Genomic DNA, 20,720 nt, shown 5'->3' on the forward strand with positions numbered 1-20,720 from the left:
TAAGACCCCTTAAAGATGATAAGGTTGATAGGTCCGGTGTGGAAGTACCGTAAGGTATGGAGCTGACGGATACTAATCGGTCGAGGGCTTAACCTAATTGCTTTTCTTGCTGCTAGTTTTGAAGGTACAAAGATTCCTTCAAAATCTTAATATAAAGTAGGCATGTTTAAAGAAGTTCGACTAAAATCCGTCACGTCCATGTGACAACGTCGAACGACTTGCATCCTGCAAGCCTGGTGATGACGGCGGAGGGGATACACTCGTTCCCATCCCGAACACGACCGTTAAGCCCTCCAGCGCCGATGGTACTTGGACCGAAGGGTCCTGGGAGAGTAGGACGTTGCCAGGCATAATGTTCCTCGTTAGCTCAGTTGGTAGAGCACTCGGCTGTTAACCGAGTTGTCGCAGGTTCGAGTCCTGCACGAGGAGCCATGCTCCCATAGCTCAGTAGGTAGAGTGCTTCCATGGTAAGGAAGAGGTCACCAGTTCGATCCTGGTTGGGAGCTCCATTTTGATTAAAAGTGGCCCGTTGGTCAAGTGGTTAAGACACCGCCCTTTCACGGCGGTAACAGGGGTTCGAATCCCCTACGGGTCACCACAAAAAGAAGACAGAGGTAAGAGATCAGAGGTCAGAGAGAAAGAAAGGACTTCGAAGAAAAACATTAAATCTGACATCCGACTTCCGGCATCTGAAATCTGTATTTGGACGATTAGCTCAGCTGGGAGAGCACCTGCCTTACAAGCAGGGGGTCGGCGGTTCGATCCCGTCATCGTCCACCATTTAAAGTCAGAGTACCATTTTGAATTATCATCTGTATTCGATGAAAATCGTTGTACTCAAAGAGTGCACCATAGAATTTTGCCGGTGTAGCTCAATTGGTAGAGCAACTGACTTGTAATCAGTAGGTTGGGGGTTCAAGTCCTCTCGCCGGCACCATATAATATTTGAGAACAATCTCGAATTAACTTTGTTACTCGAAGGGTGCACCATTTGAATTTCCCCATTTAGCTTGGAGGGGTACCAAAGTGGCCAAATGGGGCGGACTGTAAATCCGTTGCGGAAGCTTCGTAGGTTCGAATCCTACCCCCTCCACCATTATAAAATATTGGGCTGTAGCCAAGCGGTAAGGCAACGGACTTTGACTCCGTCATTCGCAGGTTCGAACCCTGCCAGCCCAGCCATTTTATTTCTTTCTATGAGCCATTAGCTCAGCAGGTAGAGCACCTGACTTTTAATCAGGGTGTCACAGGTTCGAATCCTGTATGGCTCACCATTCAAATATGCGGGTGTGGCGGAATTGGCAGACGCACTAGACTTAGGATCTAGCGCCTATGGCGTGGGGGTTCGACTCCCTTCACCCGCACCATTATAATTTCGAGCAATACAGTGATATACATTTTTCTCGAGAAAAAACGTTGCACTCGAAGAGTGCACCATTTAATAAAGTTATTATGCGGACGTGGCTCAGTGGTAGAGCATCGCCTTGCCAAGGCGAGGGTCGCGAGTTCGAATCTCGTCGTCCGCTCCATATATTTAAGCACTGCTACGTCGAATATACTGCAGAATAAACAAAGAGTAATTCAAAATTTTTTATGTGCCCTTAGCTCAGCTGGATAGAGTGTCTGACTACGAATCAGAAGGTCGGGAGTTCGAATCTCTCAGGGCACGCCATTTACGGGGTGTGGCTCAGCTTGGTAGAGCACCTGGTTTGGGACCAGGGGGTCGCAGGTTCAAATCCTGTCACCCCGACCATATAAATTATAAAATATGCGGATGTAGTTCAATGGTAGAACTCCAGCCTTCCAAGCTGGTAGCGTGGGTTCGATTCCCATCATCCGCTCCATATTAATTCTGAGTACAACGTCGAGTTAACTTCTTTGCACGAAGAAAATCATTGTGCCCGTAGGGTACTCCATACATAGTTATATTCAAAGCGTTAGCTCCTTTTTTTAAAAAAGATAAGAAGTATAACTTTCTTCCACTTGTCATTTAAAGGTTTGTATATTCCATAAACTGCGACTTTCAGAAGTGCCCTTCTCTCTGTAATCTTTATTCATAGAAAGGCATGGATGACGGAGCGCGATGGAATATACAAACCTTTTCTTATAAGGATGGCGCTTTTTTTCATTTCACATAATGATTGTGTAAAGTTGGAATGCTATTGAATATAAATGAACTCATGGAGCGTGAATGTAATTGGAAACAATTCCATTGGGGTCTATAGCCTTATTAACGCTTTTATTGTTGTTATCAGCTTTTTTCTCTGGCTCTGAAACGGCATATTCAAGCTTAAATAAAATAAGAGTAAAAAATTATGCAGAAGAAAACCGTAAAGGTGCTAAAAACGCTTTATATATCTCAGATCATTTTGATAAAACCTTATCAACGATTTTAGTAGGAAATAATATCGTAAATATCGCTGCAGCAACGATTACAACAAAAATAACAACAGATTTATTTAAAGGGAATACAGCTTTAGTGATAAGTACTATTGTAATAACCGTTTTAATTTTAATATTTGGAGAAATTTTACCCAAATCGTTTGCAAAAGAATATGCGGAATCTTTTGCTTTAGCTGTTTCAGGGTTATTAAAGTTTCTTATTCTTTTATTCACTCCTGTCACTTGGTTATTCCTTCAATTAAAAAAAGGAATTTCACGAATGATGGGAGAAAAAGAAACCATTCCATCTGTAACAGAAGACGAAATAAAAACGATGATCGATATTGGAGAAGAAGAAGGAACCATTGACAAAAGTGAAAAAGAACTGGTTCATAGTGCTTTGGATTTTAATGATATTTTAGTAAGAGAAATCTTAAAGCCCCGAATAGATATTGTGGCTGTAGAAGTGAACAGCCCGATAGAAGTGATTAAACAAACATTTATGACAGAAAGATATTCAAGAATCCCTGTATATGATGGGAATATTGATCATGTTATTGGAATTTTGTCGGAACGGGACTTTTATTCTGCCTTATTGCAAGAAAAAAAGGTGAACATTCGAAGTTTATTAAGAAAACCCACTTTTGTTGTAGGAACGATGAAAATCTCTTCTCTACTCTCTGAACTTCAACGTAGTAAAACACATATGGCAATTGTTGTCGATGAATATGGGGGAACAGATGGACTCATTACAATGGAAGATATCCTAGAAGAAATTGTGGGTGAGATTTGGGATGAGCATGATGAAAAAGAAAGCATTATGGATAGATTAGATAACCATACCTATATCTTCTCAGCAGATTTTCCTATTGATGATTTTAGTCAAATCGTTAATATTCGTAAACCGGACACTATTGCACACTCTATTGGTGGCTGGATGGTAGAACAGTTACAACATATGCCAAAAGTAGGGGAAAAAATTGTTTATGAACATGTAGAGATCGTTATTGAAGAGATGGAACGTTTACGAATAAAAAAAGTAAAAGTTGATGTGAAAGAACATGTTAAAAACCATTAGAAGATGATATTCTAGTGGTTCTTTTTATTATCCAAACAAAAACTTTTTTTCTTAGCATTTTTCAGAATTGAATGTAAAATAGAAATATATAACTAATCTAAATGATGGAATATAAAAGGGGGTCGGTATCTCATGAATAAAGATATTACCATTATTGGAGTGCCTCTTGATTTAGGAGCTGGCCGAAGAGGGGTAGATATGGGACCCAGTGCTATAAGATATGCTAATGTCAAAGACCGTTTAGAAAAATCAGGTTACCATGTTCTAGATTTAGGTAATTTAAATGTTCCCACCCCTGAAACATACAAAATAGAAAACCAAAAATTAAAATATTTAAAAGAAGTAACTGCAATAAATAAAATCTTAGCTGAACAAGTATCCAAAATCATGCAAAAAGGTAGATTTCCTCTAGTCCTTGGTGGTGACCACAGTATTGCTATTGGAACGATAGCGGGGGTTTCAAAACATAAGAAAAATCTAGGTGTGATTTGGTTTGATGCTCATGGGGATATTAACACCCCAGAAACATCCCCATCTGGGAATATTCATGGGATGCCTTTGGCTGTTAGTCTAGGTGAAGGACATCCAGATTTAACACAGATATTAAATTTCTCCCCCAAGATTAAGTCAGAAAATATTGTTTTGATTGGTGCAAGAGATTTAGATAAAGGTGAACGGAACTTCATTAAAGAACGAGGGATTAGAGTATATACAATGCATGAAATCGATCGACTTGGAATGGCCCAAGTCGTAGAGGAAGCCATTTATTACGTGACTAAGAATACAGATGGAGTACATCTAAGTCTTGATTTAGATGGATTAGATCCTAATGATGCCCCTGGAGTGGGGACACCTGTCACAGGAGGTATTACCTATAGAGAAGGCCATTTAGCGATGGAAATGATTGCTGAAGCTAATATCTTAATCTCTGCAGAATTTGTTGAAGTGAATCCCATCCTAGATGAAAGGAATAAAACGGCTCATATCGCAGTAGGATTGATGGCATCCGCTTTAGGCGAGAAATTATTATAGTTTATAAGTTGACTTATAGTGAATTAGTGCTATCATAGGTTTAGATAAATAGGGAAAAATGGGGAGCTAGATGAGTCTGGCTGAGAGGGTATTCCGATCATAATACCGACCCACAACCTGATCTGGGTAATGCCAGCGGAGGGAGATATTTGTTATTCTTACGCATGTAAGCTGGCCTTTTGGGCTAGCTTCTTTGATTTTTAGCATAAGGTATTTGATAGGTCAAAATGTGGCAATTTAATAGAAAAGGGAGGGAAGAATATGCCAACCATCAATGTCAGTTTTCAAGTGATTCCAAAGGTTCCAGACCAAGATACATATCGTGTTGTTGATTTAGCCATCGATGTGGTGAAAAAGGCGGGAGTGAAATATGAAGTTGGACCAATGGAGACGACAATGGAAGGAGAGTTGGATCAACTTCTTGAGATCGTAAAAGAAGCTCAACAAGTCTGTGTCGAAGCAGGCGCTGAAAGGGTGATGACCATTATAAAGATCGATTATCATCCTCAAGGTGTGACAATGGAAGAAAAAGTAAGGAAATATCGGAGTTGATCAGATGGGTTTTATCAAAAAACATTATCCAGCCATTTTATTGATGTCCTTTTTAGTTGGTGTCTGGGAAGTGGCTGTAAAAGTTTCAAAGATTGAACCATGGATTTTGCCTCCCCCATCGCAAATAATCATGACCCTTTTTCGCGAAAGGGAAGTGATTATCGATCATACATGGGTTACTTTATATGAAGCATTAGTCGGTTTTCTATTTGCTATCGTCATCGCTTTCATATTAGCAATGATCATTGATCGGTTTCCTTTTTTCAGTAGGGGCTTTTATCCAATATTAGTGACTTCACAGACGATTCCGATTATCTCTATTGCTCCTTTACTATTTATCTGGTTTGGTTTTGGACTATTGCCTAAAATTGTAGTTGTTATTTTAGTAGGTTTTTTCCCTATTGTAATCAGTACCGTAGATGGCTTGAATAGTGCGGATCGAGACTTAATTTCCCTTTTACAAACCATGAAAGCGTCCAAATGGCAAATTTTTACCAAGGTGAAGTTCCCATCTGCATTGCCTTCTATTTTTTCAGGATTAAAAATTGCTGCTACTTACAGTGTAATGGGAGCGGTAATCGGTGAATGGTTAGGGGCTAGTAAAGGGCTTGGTCTTTATATGAGAACTACCTCCCATTCATTTTTAACGGATCAAGTTTTTGCAGCAATTATTGTCATTGTACTTACTAGTATTTTGTTATATGGTACGATATTGGCCTTGGAATATCTATTGATTCCTTGGAATCGTCAATATAAGCAAGAAGAATCCTTTTAATTCTATAAATGAGGTGAAAAGTAGTGAAAAAAGGAAAATTGTCTATCATTTTAATCTTTATATTTATCATTATGAGTTTAGTTATAGGGTGTACTAATGGGAATCAAGAACAATCTCAACCAAAAGAAGAACCGCAAAAACTGGAACCGATCAAAGTGATGTTAGACTGGGTTCCAAACACGAACCATACAGGATTATATGTTGCAAAAGAAAAGGGTTGGTACAAGGAACAGGGGCTAGATGTTGAAATCGTTCAACCCCCTGAAGGAGGTACTGCTCAATTGATCGGAGCTGGGCAAGCTCAGTTTGGTATAAGTTATCAAGAGGAAGTTACGTATGCTCGCTCAGAACCGAAGGAAAAACAACTTCCTGTCGTATCCATTGCAGCTATTATTCAGCATAATACTTCTGGATTTGCTTCACCAAAGGAAAAAAACATTACTACGCCTAAAGATTTTGAAGGGAAGAAATATGGTGGTTGGGGCTCCCCATCTGAAAAAGCGATTATTGAATCGATCATGGCGAAAGAAAACGCAGATGTAAATAAAGTCGAGTTTGTCAATGTGGGGGCCGCTGACTTTTTCACGGTCACAAAACGTGATGTAGACTTTGAATGGATTTATTATGGTTGGACAGGTGTAGAAGCAGAATTAAGAAATTTTCCAATCAACTATATTGAATTGCGGAAACTTGCACCAGAGCTAGACTTTTATACCCCTGTAATCATTACAAACGAAAAATATATCAAAGACCATCCAGATACGATTAAGAAGTTTATGGAAGCAACTACTAAGGGGTATGAATTTGCGATTCAAAACCCAGATGAAGCAGCAAATATCTTACTAAACCAAGTGTCTGGACTTAATGCCGATCTTGTAACGAAAAGTCAAGAATGGTTAAGTAAAAAATATCAGGAAGATGCTGAAAAATGGGGGATTCAAAAAGAATCCGTTTGGAATAATTATTCTAAATGGATGGTTGACCATCAATTAATTCCTGAGATGATTGAGGTTAATAAAGTATATACAAATGAATTTTTGCCAAAAAGATAGGAGTATTGCTGTTGAGTGAAATTCTTAAGTTGCTTATAGAACAGGTCTATAAAGAATATCCAATGAAAGATGGAGCATTTGAAACGCTTCGCGATGTTTCAATGGCGATTAGAAAGGGTGAATTTATTTCCATTATTGGACCAAGTGGTAGTGGAAAAAGTACCCTTTTTAAGCTGATTAGTGGGCTAGAAGTGCCGACTAGCGGCAAAATCTTATTAGATGGAGATCCAGTAGTAAGAGGAAATGTAGGCTACATGCCACAAAAAGATCACTTATTACCTTGGCGTACCGTATTAGATAATGTCATTTTGGGACTTGAAGTAAAAGGAATCCCAAAAAGAGAGGCACGTCAAAAAGCGATTCCATACCTTAAACTTTTTGGTTTGGAGTCCTTTGAAAATGAATTTCCTTCCTCTTTATCTGGGGGGATGAAACAAAGGGCAGCCCTCCTACGAACCATCCTTTTAGAAAAAGATGTATTATTATTAGATGAACCCTTTGGTGCATTAGATGAAATTACACGATTACAAATGCAGAATTGGCTGTTGTCGATCTGGGAAAAGTTAAATCACACGATTCTTTTTGTTACCCATAGTATTGATGAGGCGATTTTCCTTTCTGATCGAATCTATGTTTTCTCTCCAAGACCTGCAACAGTGAAGCATGTGGTAGAAATACCACTACCACGGCCAAGAAAACCAGTCATGATGACAGACGAAACCTTTATTCAATTAAAAAAGGAATTATTAAAACAATTAAGTGATATAAGTCAGGAATAGCCTGACTTTCTTTTTTTACAAAATTTTCATAATTTGCTAATGTTCTTATATTTTTTATGTGATACAATTGTGATAATGTAAGATTACGAATGTAAAAGAATCAAACGAAAATGTCAATGAATTTGAGCAAACGAGTAATACAACTTTCTAATTGTTTGGAGTTTGGCACCTCTTTTGGTGCCTTTTTAAATGAAACCTAATTTATTTTGAATCGTATGAAATTAAGCCCCCATGTGGAGGTATGTTATGAACTTTGTAGATAAAAGATTAGTCACTAAAGCAAAGGAAGGAGACACACAGGCCTTTGCAGAGCTTATCACTCAATATAAGGATAAGATTTTTAATTTAGCTTATCGAATGTTAGGCAATATTCAAGAAGCAGAGGATGTTAGTCAGGATACTTTCATTAGAGTCTATACCAATCTTGGTCGTTATGATGATCAACACAAATTTTCAACATGGATTTTCCGTATTGCCACCAACCTAGCAATCGATCGGATGCGAAAGAAGAAGGCAGATTTTTCTTTAGATGCCAACTGGGATCAGGAAGAAGGTACTGACTGGCATTCTAAATTAGCGGACCCAAAAAATGGGCCGGAAGAAGAGGTTGTCGCAAAGGAGATGGAAGATACCATTCAACAGGCGATTATGAGCTTGCCGCCAAAATACCGATCAATTATGGTTTTGCGTTATTTAGAAGATTTATCCATACAAGAAATTAGTCAAATTGTCCATTTATCAGAGTCTACGGTGAAAACGAGGTTGCACCGGGGTAGAGAAGCGTTACGTAAACAATTGATAGAAAAAGGAAGGAGTGGCCAAAATGAGATGTCGTGATGCCATCCCTTTGATGCACGCTTTTATTGATGATGATATCGATGAGTATTCGCATCAAGAATTATTCGAACACATTCAATCATGCTCAACTTGTGAACAACATTTTGCTGAACTAAAAGCAACAGACCAAGCACTAAGAAGGATAGCTAAATTAAAGACCTCACCCTCTTTTACAAGAGAAGTGTTAGCACATATCCCAGAAAAGAAAACAAACAAGATAAGTAAATCGCTTAGAAAATATCCTTTACTTGTTGCAGCGACCGTTTTCCTTCTATTATTTGCCACGAGTATGATCCCATATATGAACCAAAGTGATGAGTTATTGAAAATTGTTTCTGTTGATCAAACTGATTTGATTGTAGAAGGAAATCGAGTGATTGTTCCAGAGGGTAAAGAAGTTCAGGGCGACTTGGTTGTAGAAAATGGAACGTTAGAAATTAAAGGGGAAGTAAAAGGGAATGTAACGGTCGTAAACGGGAATTTACTTATGGCAAGTGCGAGCCAAGTAGATGGTCATACACAACAAATTGATCAGTTTTTCGAGTTGATTTGGTATCAGCTTAAAAAATGGATGAAGTAACAGGGTTTGTATATTCCATAAACTGCGACATAGCGTGACTAGCAGCTTTAGCTGTGTAGCACGACTTGTACACTTTGTGTGCCTTCAGAAGTTATTTATAGAAGGGCACGGATGACGGAGCGCGATGGAATATACAAACCTTTTCTTAATGGAAAGAAAGTAAAACTTCTTTGTATAAATAAAGCAGGAATGAACTTGTGAATTGCCGAAGAGAGGTTATACTAATAGTATTGAGTCATAATGGAGGAAAAACCATGGATATATTCGTTAATATGATTGATGATCTCGTTGATATATTATTGGTTGGTTTTGTCATATATCGACTACTTTTATTAGTAAGGGGAACTAGAGCGATCCAATTACTAAAAGGAATTATGATTATTGTATTCGCTTGGTTATTAAGCTCTTATTTTGAATTAAGAACCTTTCAATGGTTGATGAATCAAGCTTTCACATATGGAATTTTAGCAATTATTATCATTTTTCAACCAGAATTACGCCGAGCTTTAGAACAATTAGGTAGAGGAAGTTTTTTCTCGCGAACAGCTCATCCTGAGGAACAGGCCATTTCCCATACAATCGCTGAGATTGTAAAGGCAGCTAATTACTTATCAAAAAGAAGAATTGGTGCCCTTATCGTTCTTGAAAGAGATACTGGTTTGACAGATTATATTGAGACAGGTATTTCCCTAAATGCATCAATTAGTTCAGAGTTATTGATCAATATTTTTATTCCCAATACCCCTTTGCATGATGGTGCCGTTATTATCCGTAAAGAGCAAATCATGGCTGCGGGTTGCTATTTACCTTTATCAGAAAATCCATTTATTAGTAAAGAATTGGGAACTCGTCATCGGGCAGCGATTGGTATGGCTGAAATTTCTGATGCTGTATCTGTGGTTGTATCTGAGGAAACAGGGCAGATTTCAATTTCTATAAACGGTCAAATAGAAAGAGGATTAACAGAAGAAAAATTAATGAATCAGCTATTTACTGCACTACATCCTCCAGTCAAAAATTCAGGATCATTTTGGTCAAAAAGGGGGAATAAAGATGGACAACTGGCTAAAAAACAATAACGTCGTAAAAATTTTATCGATTATTCTAGCAGTGATGTTATGGAAAGTTGTAAGCTTGGATGCCCCTACAGCACCTAATGTAAGTATTCCTATCGATCAGATTCAAAATGCTTACTTTTATGAGGCAAAAGTAACTCCTAAATATAATGAGAATCTATTTGCTGTCAGGTTATTTTCTGAACAAGTTGATGTAACTTTAAGGGGAAATACTAATCTTATCAATCAAATTCGTTCCGGGCAAAACATTGACAAGGGGCAATTCTATATTGATTTAACAGAATATAAAGCTGGAACCTATGAAGTTCCTGTTAAATATACAGGTTTTTCCGAACAAATCGATGTCGAAATCAATCCTAGTACGATAAAAGTAACAATAGAAGACAAGAAGAGAAAAGAAATGGAGATTATTGTTGATAAGCTTGGCAAAGAAAAAGAAGGCTACCAAGCGGGAGAAGCGATTATAAAGCCAAGAAAAGTTCACATTTCTGGGACAAAGGAACAAATCGACCAAGTGGCTTTTGTAAAAGCATCGATAAGTATTGACCAAGCAACAAACATGATCACTCAAGAAGTTCCTCTTCGAGCTCTAGATAAAAACGGTAATCCTATCGAAGTTGAAATTAGTCCGCATACGGCTGAAGTACAGATTCCAGTGACAAGTCCATTTCATATTGTTCCATTAACCTATAAGATTGACCAATATCCTGGAGCAGGATATGCGATTAAATCTATCGTACAAAAGACAGAAGAGGTTACTTTATACGGTCCGAAAAATATTGTGAATACCTTTATGGTTTATCCTGGCCCTGCACTAAATTTGGCTAATATCGTAGGCAAAACGACGATTCAAGTAAAAGTTCCTTTAGTAGAAGGTCTAGCAAAAGTTGAACCTAGCATGATCGAATTTGAAGTACAAGTGGTTAAGGCTGAAACCAAAACCTTTAACCAAGTTCCAATCAAGATCAATGGAATAGGGGAAGGCCTAACTGCCACGATCAATTCCCCTGAATCGGGTATAAGCATAACACTAGAAGGTGCACCTGATGTATTAAAGGCAGTTCAGAAGGATGATCTTGAAGCATTTGTTGATCTTACAAATCTACCTCCTGGTGAACACGAGGTACCTGTTCAATTTAACGTTCCATTATTAACAGAACGAATCAATGCAGAACAAACAGTGATCGTTACCATTGAGAAGGAGTAAATTTATGGCAATTCGAATAAACAACATCAAGTTAAATATCGATCATAGTGAGGCAGACCTAATTGTAGCAATTGAGAAAAAGTTACGTCTACCTTTCAAAAAAGTAAAAGATTTTGAAATTCTAAAACGGTCTTTAGATGCTAGAAAAAAAGATAAAGTGATTTTTGTTTACCAGATTGAATTAAAACTTACAGTTGACGAGAAAAAAATCGTTGAAAGAATCAATCATCCAGATGTGCAAATGGCAAAACCCAAAAAGCCAGTACTAAAGCTATTACCTGGAAATCAGGGTTTACAATATCCCCCCATTATTATCGGGGCTGGGCCTTCAGGACTTTTTGCCGCTTTAGAACTAGCAAAGCATGGTTACAAACCGATTATTTTGGAACGTGGACGGGATGTAGAACGAAGAAATAAAGATATCCTCCATTTTTGGCGGACAGGTGAATTAAATACTAATTCTAATGTGCAATTTGGTGAAGGTGGAGCTGGTACTTTTTCCGATGGTAAATTGACTACACGGATTAGTGACTCCCGAATTGATCAGGTTTTTCATATCTTTGTGGAAGCAGGAGCTCCAAAGGAAATCCTATATGAGCATAAACCACATATTGGAACTGATAACTTAAAAAAAATCGTTTATAATTTACGAAGGAAACTAATTGAAATGGGAGCTGTGATTAAATTTGACTCCCTTGTTACCAAATTAGTCATAGAGCAAGGGAAAATTACTGCCGTAGAAGTGAATCATCAAGTACAAATCCCTGCACAAGTTGTAGTGATTGCCATTGGACATAGTTCAAGAGATACTTATGAAATGTTATATGAACAGGGAGTAAAAATTCAAGGTAAACCCTTAGCAATAGGTGCGAGAATTGAACATCCCCAACAACTAATCAATGAAGCACAATATGGTAAGTTTGCAAAAGCCCCTCAATTGGGAGCAGCTGACTATACCTTGGTCAAAAAAGCAGGTGAAGGAAACGATGACAGAGCAAGCTATTCATTCTGCATGTGTCCTGGTGGAGTGGTTGTTGCAGCTGCATCAGAAAAAGGAATGGTGGTAACAAACGGGATGAGCTATTTTAGTCGTGCTTCACGCGTTGCCAATAGTGCTCTCGTTGCAACCATATCAACCCAAGATTTTAAAGGAGAAGACCCACTAGCAGGAGTCAGATATTTAAGAAAATATGAAAAGAAAGCTTATCAACTGGGAGGTGGGGGATATAAAGCCCCTGCGCAAAAGGTTGGCGATTTTCTTGATGGGGTTGCTTCAAATGACCTTGAGAATATCCCCTTTCGTCCTACATATCGACCAGGGATCACTCCTACAGATTTGCATTTAACATTACCTGATTTTGTTAGTGAGTCTTTAGAAAAGGCAATCGTTGAATTTGGCAAAAAGCTCAAAGGATATGATACGAGAAATGCCTTGTTAACAGGGATTGAAACAAGAACATCTGCACCTGTAAGGATACCTAGGAAAGAAGATTTTCAATCAGAAAATATTGAAGGACTTTATCCAGCTGGAGAAGGTGCAGGTTATGCTGGGGGAATTGTCAGTGCAGCAGTTGACGGGATTCGCGTTGCTGAACATTTGATACAAACTTATCAACGTCCAAGAGAAGAAGTAGAGGAGGAACTCTTTAAATGGGAAAATATTTCGGAACAGACGGAGTAAGGGGTGTGGCTAATCAGGAGTTAACGCCTGAGTTTGCTTTTAAATTAGGGCGTACAGGAGCATATGTCCTAACAAAAGAGACTAAACAACCTACAATTGTTGTGGGAAGGGATACAAGAATATCTGGAGAAATGTTAGAAAGTGCTTTGGTTTCTGGAATGCTCTCCATTGGAGCCAATGTGATCCGTCTTGGTGTGATTACTACCCCAGGGGTTGCTTATTTAACAAGAAAGCTAAAGGCGGATGCAGGCGTGATGATCTCTGCCTCCCATAACCCTGTCGAAGATAATGGAATTAAGTTTTTTGGAGCTGATGGTTTTAAGTTGTTAGATGAAACAGAGTTGGAAATTGAAGCATTGCTTGATCAAAAAATAGACCAATTACCAAGACCCATCGGTGGCGATATCGGCAAAGTTGTAACGAATATTGAAGCGAAGAAGCAATATATGGAATATCTTAAAACAACGATCAACCACAGGTTTGATGGTCTTAAAATCGTACTAGATACAGCAAATGGTGCTGCTTATGAAATTGCCCCAACCCTTTTTCGAGAACTTGGAGCAGACGTCATTTCTTTATATTCTGAACCAAATGGGGTTAATATCAATAGACATTGTGGCTCCACTCATCCTGAATCCGTAGCAAAAGCAGTACTTGAACATCAGGCTGATCTAGGCCTTGCTTTCGATGGAGATGCAGACCGCTTAATTGCTGTTGATGAAAAAGGGAATATCATTGATGGCGATTTTATCATGATGATTTGTGGCCTTGCTTTCTCAGAAAATGGGAAATTAAAAGAAAAAACCGTCGTTAGTACAGTGATGAGTAACATTGGCTTTTATAAAGCGATTGAAAAGCATGGATTAAAAAGCATTCAAACCAAAGTTGGCGATCGCTATGTAATGGAAGAAATGAGAAAAGGCGGCTATAATCTTGGTGGTGAACAATCCGGTCATATTATCTTTTTAGACTATAATACAACAGGTGATGGTGTTTTAACTGCCTTACAATTAGTCAATGTGATGAAAGAAAGAGACTTACCATTATCTCGATTAGCTGGTCAAATGAAGAAATACCCACAAATCCTAGAAAACGTTCGTGTGGAAGACAAAAGTAACTATGAAAATAACCCAGCCATTGTAGAAGTGATTAAGCATATAGAAGCAAAGCTAGGAAATGATGGTCGTGTCCTTGTCCGTCCTTCTGGTACCGAACCTCTGATTCGTGTGATGGCAGAAGGACCGGATGAAGAATTACTTAAAGCATATGTAAAGGAAATAATAGATGTAGTCAAAAAAGAATTATCATGATATGATAAAATATGTTTTGTGGGGAGCAAAATGCTCCCTACAAAAATAAGATATATCAATCTTACTTTGTAAAGGAGGGTAGAGGTTTACAAGGAAATAAAAGCGCCTGAACTACTACTGAGTAAGTAGTTGACGAGGAGAAGGTTTATCGAGCTTTCGGCGGGTACCTTCCGGTAGACATGAATACCGTTAATATAAGTGTTGAAAAAGAAGGGGTGACCCTTCTGACAAAGCCTTATAGTCATGTTTATCTTGTAAGGAAAGACTTCTATAGAAGTGTGTTTTACAATCATGTATATGTAGTAATACGAAGGAATTACAATGGAATGTCGGGGGCAAATCCCCTGATATCAGTGTGTTTTGCCTCCGAACAACGAAGGAGGACTCAACAATGTGTGGTATTGTAGGATATATTGGAAATAGAGATGCACAACCTATTTTAATAAATGGTTTAAAAAAATTAGAGTATCGTGGTTATGATTCCGCTGGAATTGCGGTCTATGAAAATGGCGTGATTGATCTAAAGAAAACGGTTGGACGTCTAAGCAATTTAGAAGAACAAATAGAAAAAAGTCCACTTCATGGCCACTTAGGTATTGGCCATACAAGATGGGCTACACATGGCCGTCCATCAGATCTTAATTCCCATCCACATATGGATGAGAAGCATCAATTTGCGATTGTTCACAATGGAATCATTGAAAACTTCCAAGAAATCAAAGAAGAATTGATCAACAAGGGAGTTACCTTCATTTCGGAAACTGATACAGAAGTGATTGCCCATTTACTCGCAGATTTATATGATGGGGATTTAGTTACAACGGTACAAAAAGCAGTTGCTAAAATGGAAGGAGCCTATGCATTAGGCATTATCAATAAATATGAGCCAGACAAAATGGTTGCTGTTCGCCTTTCTAGTCCATTGATTGTAGGGCTAGGGGAAAATGAAAACTTTATTGCTTCAGATATTCCAGCTTTAATTGAGCATACACGTGATATTTATATTTTAAATGATGGCGAGATGGCTGTGATCACAAAGGATAAAGTTGAATTGATGACAACAAAAGGTGAAGTGATCGAACGCACACCATTCCGTGTTGAATGGGATATTGAAACAGCTGAAAAAGATGGTTTTGACCATTACATGTTAAAAGAAATCTATGAACAGCCACGTGCCTATCGTGAAACCTTGCAAAATCGCATTGATCATGAGAACAATAAAGTGGATTTAAGCAAAGAAATCAGTTTAACTCCTGAAGAAATCCGTTCTTTGGATAAAATCCATATTGTGGCTTGTGGTACAGCATACCATGCTGGATTAGTTGGTAAATATGTGATTGAAAACTTGGTACGAGTTCCTGTAGAAGTGGATGTGGCCTCTGAATATCGTTATCGCAATCCAATTATTACCGATAAGACATTAGTTATGGTCATCAGCCAATCTGGAGAAACTGCAGATACATTAGCAGCTTTAAGAGAAGCACAAAAACGAGATGCAAAGGTACTAGCGATTACCAACGTAAATGGTAGCTCTGTCGCTCGTGATGCTGATGAAGTACTACTTACCCATGCTGGTCCTGAGATTGCTGTGGCCTCAACTAAGGCTTATACTTCACAATTGATTGCAATTTATCTCTTGGGATTGTATCTTGCCCAAATTCGTGGTACACAAGAGGACACAGTGATTGCGAACTACCTTCAAGCGATCAAGGAACTCCCTGCTCAAGCGGATAAACTTTTAGAGTTCGCACCAACAATGAAACAATTTGCTGAGCGCTATGCTCATTATGAAGATCTGTTCTTCATTGGTAGAAGCCTTGACTATGCCGTATCTCTAGAAGGATCATTAAAGCTAAAAGAGATTTCCTATGTTCACTCTGAAGCATATCCTGCTGGAGAATTAAAGCATGGAACCCTTGCTTTGATTACCGATGGCGTTCCAGTCATCGCACTAGCTACCCAAGAAGATATCTATGACAAAATGGTAAGTAATATTAAAGAAGTAAAAGCACGTGATGCTTACGTCTTAGGAATTGGGTTAGAAGGAGATCAAGAACTTGCCAAATCCGTAGACGAAGTAATCGCTATTCCAAAAACATTACCATTATTAACACCCGCATTATCCGTCATTCCATTGCAACTATTAGCTTACTACGCAGCCCTAGCTAGAGGTAACGACGTGGATAAACCACGCAACCTTGCTAAGAGCGTGACTGTGGAGTAAGGGAGTAGAAGATTAAACTGTTATTGTGTAAAAAGCAATCAAAGTCATCTCAAAGCCTAAATAGTCGCACCAAAGCCTAAAAAGTCATGTTACGAGCCGAGCGAAATTCAGGGATCCACTCCTGTTTTTCCTCGGCTTTTTTCTCCGATTTTTTTACTCTGAGATCTTTTCCCAAGTCCCATTCTTTCCCTATATTTTCTCCTGCCTGCCACACGACTATAATTTCTGTGGAATTTTTTGGGAAATGGTGTAAAAAGGCTGAAAAGCTGTAAAAACCAATCAAAGTCATCTCAAAGCCTAAAAAGTCGTGTTAAAGCCTAAAAAGTCATGTTACGAGCCGAGCGAAATTCAGGGATCCACTCCTGTATTTCCTCGGTTCTTTTCTTAAATCAGGTGTAAAAACCAATCAAAGTCATCTCAAAGCCTAAAAAGTCGTGTTAAAGCCTAAAAAGTCGTGTTAAAGCCTAAAAAGTCATGTTACGAGCCGAGCGAAATTCAGGGATCCACTCCTGTATTTCCTCGGTTCTTTTCTTAAATCAGGGGAGAGGATTTATTGAGAGGGGAGAAGAAGAAAATCCTTGTGGTACAAAGGATTCAAACGTTTTTCTCCTGTTTTTTCTCGATCATTTCCTCCGATTATCTTTTGCCCTATCCCGAATCTTTTTCCCTGCCTTTCCCCCTGCTCTTAGTTCGACTTTAATTGCTTTTTGACCCCGTTTTTTCACGTCGTAATCCCTGTTTTTCCCAGAACCCTATGACGACTATAATTACTTTGGGGATTTTTGGGAGATGTTGTAAAGAGGCTGTGAAGCCTTGCGGCTGTAAGAGCGAGAGTGGATGGGGAAAGATGGGAGGGTGATACGACTTTAATTTTGAGGCACATAGTAGGGATTGCAAAAAGTGGTCTGCATTTTCTGGATAGTGAATCGCGTTGGGGAAAGGGGATAGGATTGTTGAGTGATCTTATCATGAGCTTAGATTTTTCGGTGGAAAGAATATAAGCCAACCATTGACCCTGTACTATGGTACAGGGTTTATAATTGAAATGGGTGATCACAGGATGTATCGAATCAGTCAATTGGCGAAAGCGTGCAATGTCAACAAAGAAACCATACGTTATTACGAAAGGTTGGGGTTGATTCCCGAACCGACTCGTACGTATTCTGGATACCGTATGTATCCAGAAGATATGGTGCAACGGATCGGTTTTATTAAACGGATGCAAGACTTGGGGTTTACACTTCAAGAAATTGATAAGTTATTGGGTGTTGTAGATCGGGATGAAGTCAAATGCAAGGATATGTACGATTTTACTGTTTTAAAACTTCGGGAGATTCAAAGTAAAATAGACGATCTCAAAAAAATTGAACGAATGCTCATTAGCTTAAAGGAAAAGTGTCCTGAAAACAAAGAGATGTTTGAATGTCCGATCATCGAAACGTTAATGGAAAAATAGAGGTGATGATGATGAGAAAGACAATGAAAGGTGTTGGCTGGTTTTTTGTAGCTTTGGTAACCTGTCCTTGTCATTTGGTTTTACTGATTCCATTGTTGGCAGGAACAGCAATTGGTTCATATATCGCACAATTTCGGACAGTTACTTTTATCATTCTGGCTATGTTATTCGCTTTATCTCTGTATATGGGATGGAGAAAAATGTTTCGGGAACAAACCGACCATTGTTGTGATGTAAAGGGGAAAGAATCATGAAGGAAAAAATATCACAACTTGCAACCATCTTCTCGGCGTTTGTCATGGCTGGTTGTTGTTTGGGACCGATCATTTTGATTCCGCTCGGTCTGACAGGGATTGCAGGAGGCCTGGCTATTTTTGCAACAAAATATCAGGTTGTCTTGATGATCGTTACAGTCGTTCTCCTCTGTTTTTCTTTTTACCTGGTTTATGGGAAAAAATGCCGAAAGAAAAGTGCAGAAATAGGATTGTGGTTTACAACCGCTTGGGTTTTCGGAATGTTGATCTACACCTTAAAAGCAAAAGGATATTTATAGGAAGGGGACTTTAAGGTGATTCGGCGTATCATCGGAGTCGTGTTTTTGTCCATGGTATTTCTGATTTCTGCGTGTAGCCAGGAAAAAGTGGTGCAAAATACCATGGAGAGCCATAATGAAGGCAATTATACGGCAACATTTACAGTGACCGAATTGTATTGTGCAAGTTGCCCGTTTGTGATTCAAAGTGCAATGGAACGGGTAGGGGGAGTCAAGCATGTAACCATTGAAACGAAAGGTAGTACGGGAAAAGTAACGGTTTCATTTGATCAATCCAAAACGGATTTGCAAACGATCGAAAAAGCGGTTTCGGATTTAGGCTATGGCGTGAAATAAAGGAGGAATTCACTTGAAAAAATATCGCGTAAACATTCAAGGCATGACGTGTACGGGATGCGAAGAACATATTGCCACCGCATTACAGAATATAGGAGCAGTCAATGTCAACGCAAGTTACCGACATGGAGAGGCAACATTTGAACTTCCAAATGACGTTGATGTAAGAAAAGCACAAGAAGCGATTCGTGAAGCAAAGTATCAGCCTGGAGAAGTACAAGAAATCCAGCCGCTACAAAAAGTGGTTTTAGGGGATGAAGGCGAATACGATTACCTGATTATCGGGTCAGGAGGAGCCGCTTTTGCTTCGGCGATTAAAGCGGTCGAATATGGTGCAAAAGTCGCCATGATTGAACGCGGAACCATTGGCGGAACCTGTGTCAATATTGGCTGTGTCCCATCGAAAACACTTTTGCGGGCGGGAGAGATTCATCATCTGGCGAAAACAAATCCGTTTATCGGATTACATACATCCGCAGGTGATGTCGATTTGGCTTCGTTAGTCAAGGAGAAAAATAAACTTGTCAGCCAACTTCGTGAGCAAAAATATGTAGATCTCATTGATGACTATGGTTTTGAGTTGATCCGTGGCGAGGCAAAGTTTATCGATGAGAAAACCGTAGAGGTCGGTGGTCGCCAACTGACCGCAAAACGCTTTCTGATTGCTACAGGAGCATCTCCTGACATACCTGATATCCCAGGATTAAAGGATGTTGACTATGTAACAAGCACCACATTGCTTGAACGAAAAAGGCTTCCGAAGCGTCTTGCGGTGATTGGTGCAGGTTTTATCGGGTTGGAGTTAGGAAACCTTTTTAACAACTTGGGAACGGAAGTAACCATTCTCCAAAGAGGAGATACCTTTTTACGCAATTATGATCCCGAAATTGCAGATGTAGTCAAGCAAGCATTAGCAGAACAAGGGATCAACCTTGTGACGGGGGCCACATATGAGCGTATTGAACAACATGGAGACATCAAACAAGTTTATGTTACGGTAAACGGAAAACAAAAGGTGATTGAAGCTGATGAATTACTCATTGCAACAGGGCGAAAGCCAAATACGGAAGCTCTCCATCTGGAAGCGGCGGGCATTCAGGTGGGTTCTCGTGGTGAAATTGTCGTTGACGAATATATGTGTACAAGCCATCCAAGGGTTTATGCCGCAGGAGATGTTACGTTAGGTTCACAATTTGTTTATGTCGCCGCTTATGAAGGCGGGATTGCGGCAGATAACGCCATTGGAGGAGCTAACCGAAAGGCAAACCTTGAAATTGTTCCAGGTGTAATATTTACAAATCCATCCATTGCAACCGTAGGTCTTACCGAAAAACAGGCAAAAGAAAAAGGATTTGAGGTAAGGACATCGGTTCTGCCTTTAAGTGCTGTGCCAAGAGCCATCGTGAATCGGGAAACCACTGGTATTTTTAAACTGGTTGCTGATGCCCGCACCTTTAAAGTTTTAGGGGTTCATGTGGTTGCTGAAAATGCTGGTGATGTCATTTACGCAGGCACATTGGCCGTGAAATTTGGATTAACCATAGAAGATTTAAGAGACAGTCTTGCCCCGTATTTGACCATGGCGGAAGGGTTAAAATTGGCGGTGTTAACTTTTGATAAAGACGTATCTAAATTATCCTGCTGTGCAGGGTGAACTTTATAGAATCATATTAAGCGTGAATGTACAGGAGAAGTGATGCGTTGTGTTTAATAGGGTTTGTTTGATGAGAGAAATGTTGATGACAATGTGTGCAAGATTAGCGAAATAGATTCATGGGGCGGAGTGTAAGCTTCCGCCTCATTTTTGTTT

Annotated in this window: 18 protein-coding genes, 13 tRNA genes, 2 rRNA genes and 1 riboswitch; all 33 genes read left to right on the forward strand. The window is 39.1% G+C overall.

The window, feature by feature from the left end; all coding sequences use genetic code 11:
• Positions 1–96: ribosomal RNA gene (locus BEN26_RS09580) — 23S ribosomal RNA — on the forward strand; the annotation flags it as partial.
• Positions 97–232: 136 nt separating this feature from the next.
• Positions 233–349 (forward strand): 5S ribosomal RNA (rrf, locus tag BEN26_RS09585).
• Positions 350–356: 7 nt separating this feature from the next.
• Positions 357–432 (forward strand) — tRNA-Asn (locus BEN26_RS09590).
• A 1-nt stretch (position 433) separates the two neighbouring features.
• A tRNA-Thr gene (locus BEN26_RS09595) sits at positions 434–509 on the forward strand.
• Positions 510–523: 14 nt separating this feature from the next.
• A tRNA-Glu gene (locus BEN26_RS09600) sits at positions 524–598 on the forward strand.
• Positions 599–704: 106 nt separating this feature from the next.
• A tRNA-Val gene (locus BEN26_RS09605) sits at positions 705–780 on the forward strand.
• A gap of 81 nt (positions 781–861) precedes the next feature.
• Positions 862–937, forward strand: a tRNA-Thr gene (locus BEN26_RS09610).
• A gap of 75 nt (positions 938–1,012) precedes the next feature.
• Positions 1,013–1,096, forward strand: a tRNA-Tyr gene (locus BEN26_RS09615).
• Between the two features lie 11 nt (positions 1,097–1,107).
• Positions 1,108–1,182 (forward strand) — tRNA-Gln (locus BEN26_RS09620).
• A 16-nt stretch (positions 1,183–1,198) separates the two neighbouring features.
• Positions 1,199–1,274: transfer RNA gene (locus tag BEN26_RS09625), tRNA-Lys, on the forward strand.
• 9 nt (positions 1,275–1,283) lie between these two features.
• A tRNA-Leu gene (locus BEN26_RS09630) sits at positions 1,284–1,367 on the forward strand.
• 87 nt (positions 1,368–1,454) lie between these two features.
• Positions 1,455–1,529, forward strand: a tRNA-Gly gene (locus tag BEN26_RS09635).
• Between the two features lie 66 nt (positions 1,530–1,595).
• Positions 1,596–1,672, forward strand: a tRNA-Arg gene (locus BEN26_RS09640).
• A 4-nt stretch (positions 1,673–1,676) separates the two neighbouring features.
• A tRNA-Pro gene (locus BEN26_RS09645) sits at positions 1,677–1,753 on the forward strand.
• 17 nt (positions 1,754–1,770) lie between these two features.
• Positions 1,771–1,844, forward strand: a tRNA-Gly gene (locus BEN26_RS09650).
• A 353-nt stretch (positions 1,845–2,197) separates the two neighbouring features.
• Positions 2,198–3,460, forward strand: coding sequence for a hemolysin family protein (locus tag BEN26_RS09655; RefSeq protein WP_069799805.1), 1,263 nt, complete (start codon positions 2,198–2,200; stop codon positions 3,458–3,460).
• A gap of 132 nt (positions 3,461–3,592) precedes the next feature.
• Positions 3,593–4,492 carry an arginase gene (gene rocF / locus BEN26_RS09660; RefSeq protein WP_068727727.1) on the forward strand — a complete coding sequence of 300 codons (900 nt, stop codon included), beginning with the start codon at positions 3,593–3,595 and terminating at the stop codon, positions 4,490–4,492.
• Between the two features lie 49 nt (positions 4,493–4,541).
• A riboswitch (TPP riboswitch) is annotated at positions 4,542–4,654 on the forward strand.
• Positions 4,655–4,753: 99 nt separating this feature from the next.
• Positions 4,754–5,044 carry a thiamine-binding protein gene (locus BEN26_RS09665; protein ID WP_068727729.1) on the forward strand — a complete coding sequence of 97 codons (291 nt, stop codon included), beginning with the start codon at positions 4,754–4,756 and terminating at the stop codon, positions 5,042–5,044.
• 4 nt (positions 5,045–5,048) lie between these two features.
• Positions 5,049–5,819 carry an ABC transporter permease gene (locus BEN26_RS09670; protein WP_069799807.1) on the forward strand — a complete coding sequence of 257 codons (771 nt, stop codon included), beginning with the start codon at positions 5,049–5,051 and terminating at the stop codon, positions 5,817–5,819.
• Between the two features lie 71 nt (positions 5,820–5,890).
• Positions 5,891–6,871: an ABC transporter substrate-binding protein gene (locus BEN26_RS09675; protein WP_069799929.1), complete on the forward strand. Its 981-nt coding sequence runs from the start codon at positions 5,891–5,893 to the stop codon at positions 6,869–6,871.
• A gap of 20 nt (positions 6,872–6,891) precedes the next feature.
• The gene (locus BEN26_RS09680) at positions 6,892–7,650 is read left to right on the forward strand and encodes an ABC transporter ATP-binding protein (protein WP_399168322.1); all 759 of its coding nucleotides are present in this window, start codon (positions 6,892–6,894) and stop codon (positions 7,648–7,650) included.
• Between the two features lie 246 nt (positions 7,651–7,896).
• Positions 7,897–8,487 carry an RNA polymerase sigma factor SigW gene (sigW, locus tag BEN26_RS09685; RefSeq protein ID WP_069799809.1) on the forward strand — a complete coding sequence of 197 codons (591 nt, stop codon included), beginning with the start codon at positions 7,897–7,899 and terminating at the stop codon, positions 8,485–8,487.
• A complete protein-coding gene (locus BEN26_RS09690; protein ID WP_069799811.1) occupies positions 8,474–9,067 on the forward strand; it encodes a zf-HC2 domain-containing protein in 594 nt (197 codons plus the stop codon). The genes sigW and BEN26_RS09690 overlap by 14 nt, the downstream gene beginning before the upstream one ends.
• A 254-nt stretch (positions 9,068–9,321) precedes the next feature.
• Entirely contained in the window at positions 9,322–10,146 is an 825-nt protein-coding gene (cdaA, locus tag BEN26_RS09695) for a diadenylate cyclase CdaA (RefSeq protein ID WP_069799813.1), read from the forward strand.
• Positions 10,121–11,350: a CdaR family protein gene (locus BEN26_RS09700; RefSeq protein WP_069799815.1), complete on the forward strand. Its 1,230-nt coding sequence runs from the start codon at positions 10,121–10,123 to the stop codon at positions 11,348–11,350. The genes cdaA and BEN26_RS09700 overlap by 26 nt, the downstream gene beginning before the upstream one ends.
• 4 nt (positions 11,351–11,354) lie before the next feature.
• Positions 11,355–13,031, forward strand: coding sequence for an NAD(P)/FAD-dependent oxidoreductase (locus tag BEN26_RS09705; RefSeq protein WP_069799817.1), 1,677 nt, complete (start codon positions 11,355–11,357; stop codon positions 13,029–13,031).
• Positions 13,001–14,341 carry a phosphoglucosamine mutase gene (gene glmM / locus BEN26_RS09710; RefSeq protein WP_069799819.1) on the forward strand — a complete coding sequence of 447 codons (1,341 nt, stop codon included), beginning with the start codon at positions 13,001–13,003 and terminating at the stop codon, positions 14,339–14,341. Before BEN26_RS09705 ends, glmM begins: the two co-directional genes overlap by 31 nt.
• A 391-nt stretch (positions 14,342–14,732) precedes the next feature.
• A complete protein-coding gene (gene glmS, locus BEN26_RS09715; RefSeq protein ID WP_069799821.1) occupies positions 14,733–16,565 on the forward strand; it encodes a glutamine--fructose-6-phosphate transaminase (isomerizing) in 1,833 nt (610 codons plus the stop codon).
• Positions 16,566–17,625: 1,060 nt separating this feature from the next.
• A complete protein-coding gene (gene merR, locus BEN26_RS09720) occupies positions 17,626–18,021 on the forward strand; it encodes a mercury resistance transcriptional regulator MerR (protein ID WP_069799825.1) in 396 nt (131 codons plus the stop codon).
• Complete coding sequence (locus tag BEN26_RS09725) at positions 17,988–18,275, forward strand: hypothetical protein (RefSeq protein WP_084818841.1); 288 nt, start codon at positions 17,988–17,990, stop codon at positions 18,273–18,275. Before merR ends, BEN26_RS09725 begins: the two co-directional genes overlap by 34 nt.
• On the forward strand, positions 18,272–18,574 hold the full coding sequence (gene merT, locus BEN26_RS09730; protein WP_069799827.1) for a mercuric transport protein MerT: 303 nt from the start codon (positions 18,272–18,274) through the stop codon (positions 18,572–18,574). The genes BEN26_RS09725 and merT overlap by 4 nt, the downstream gene beginning before the upstream one ends.
• A gap of 15 nt (positions 18,575–18,589) precedes the next feature.
• On the forward strand, positions 18,590–18,910 hold the full coding sequence (locus BEN26_RS09735) for a heavy-metal-associated domain-containing protein (RefSeq protein ID WP_084818842.1): 321 nt from the start codon (positions 18,590–18,592) through the stop codon (positions 18,908–18,910).
• Between the two features lie 13 nt (positions 18,911–18,923).
• A complete protein-coding gene (gene merA / locus BEN26_RS09740; protein WP_069799829.1) occupies positions 18,924–20,564 on the forward strand; it encodes a mercury(II) reductase in 1,641 nt (546 codons plus the stop codon).
• The last annotated feature ends 156 nt before the right edge of the window (positions 20,565–20,720 follow it).

The organism is Tepidibacillus sp. HK-1 (assembly GCF_001748485.2).
Taxonomy (GTDB): Bacteria; Bacillota; Bacilli; order Tepidibacillales; family Tepidibacillaceae; genus Tepidibacillus_B; species Tepidibacillus_B infernus.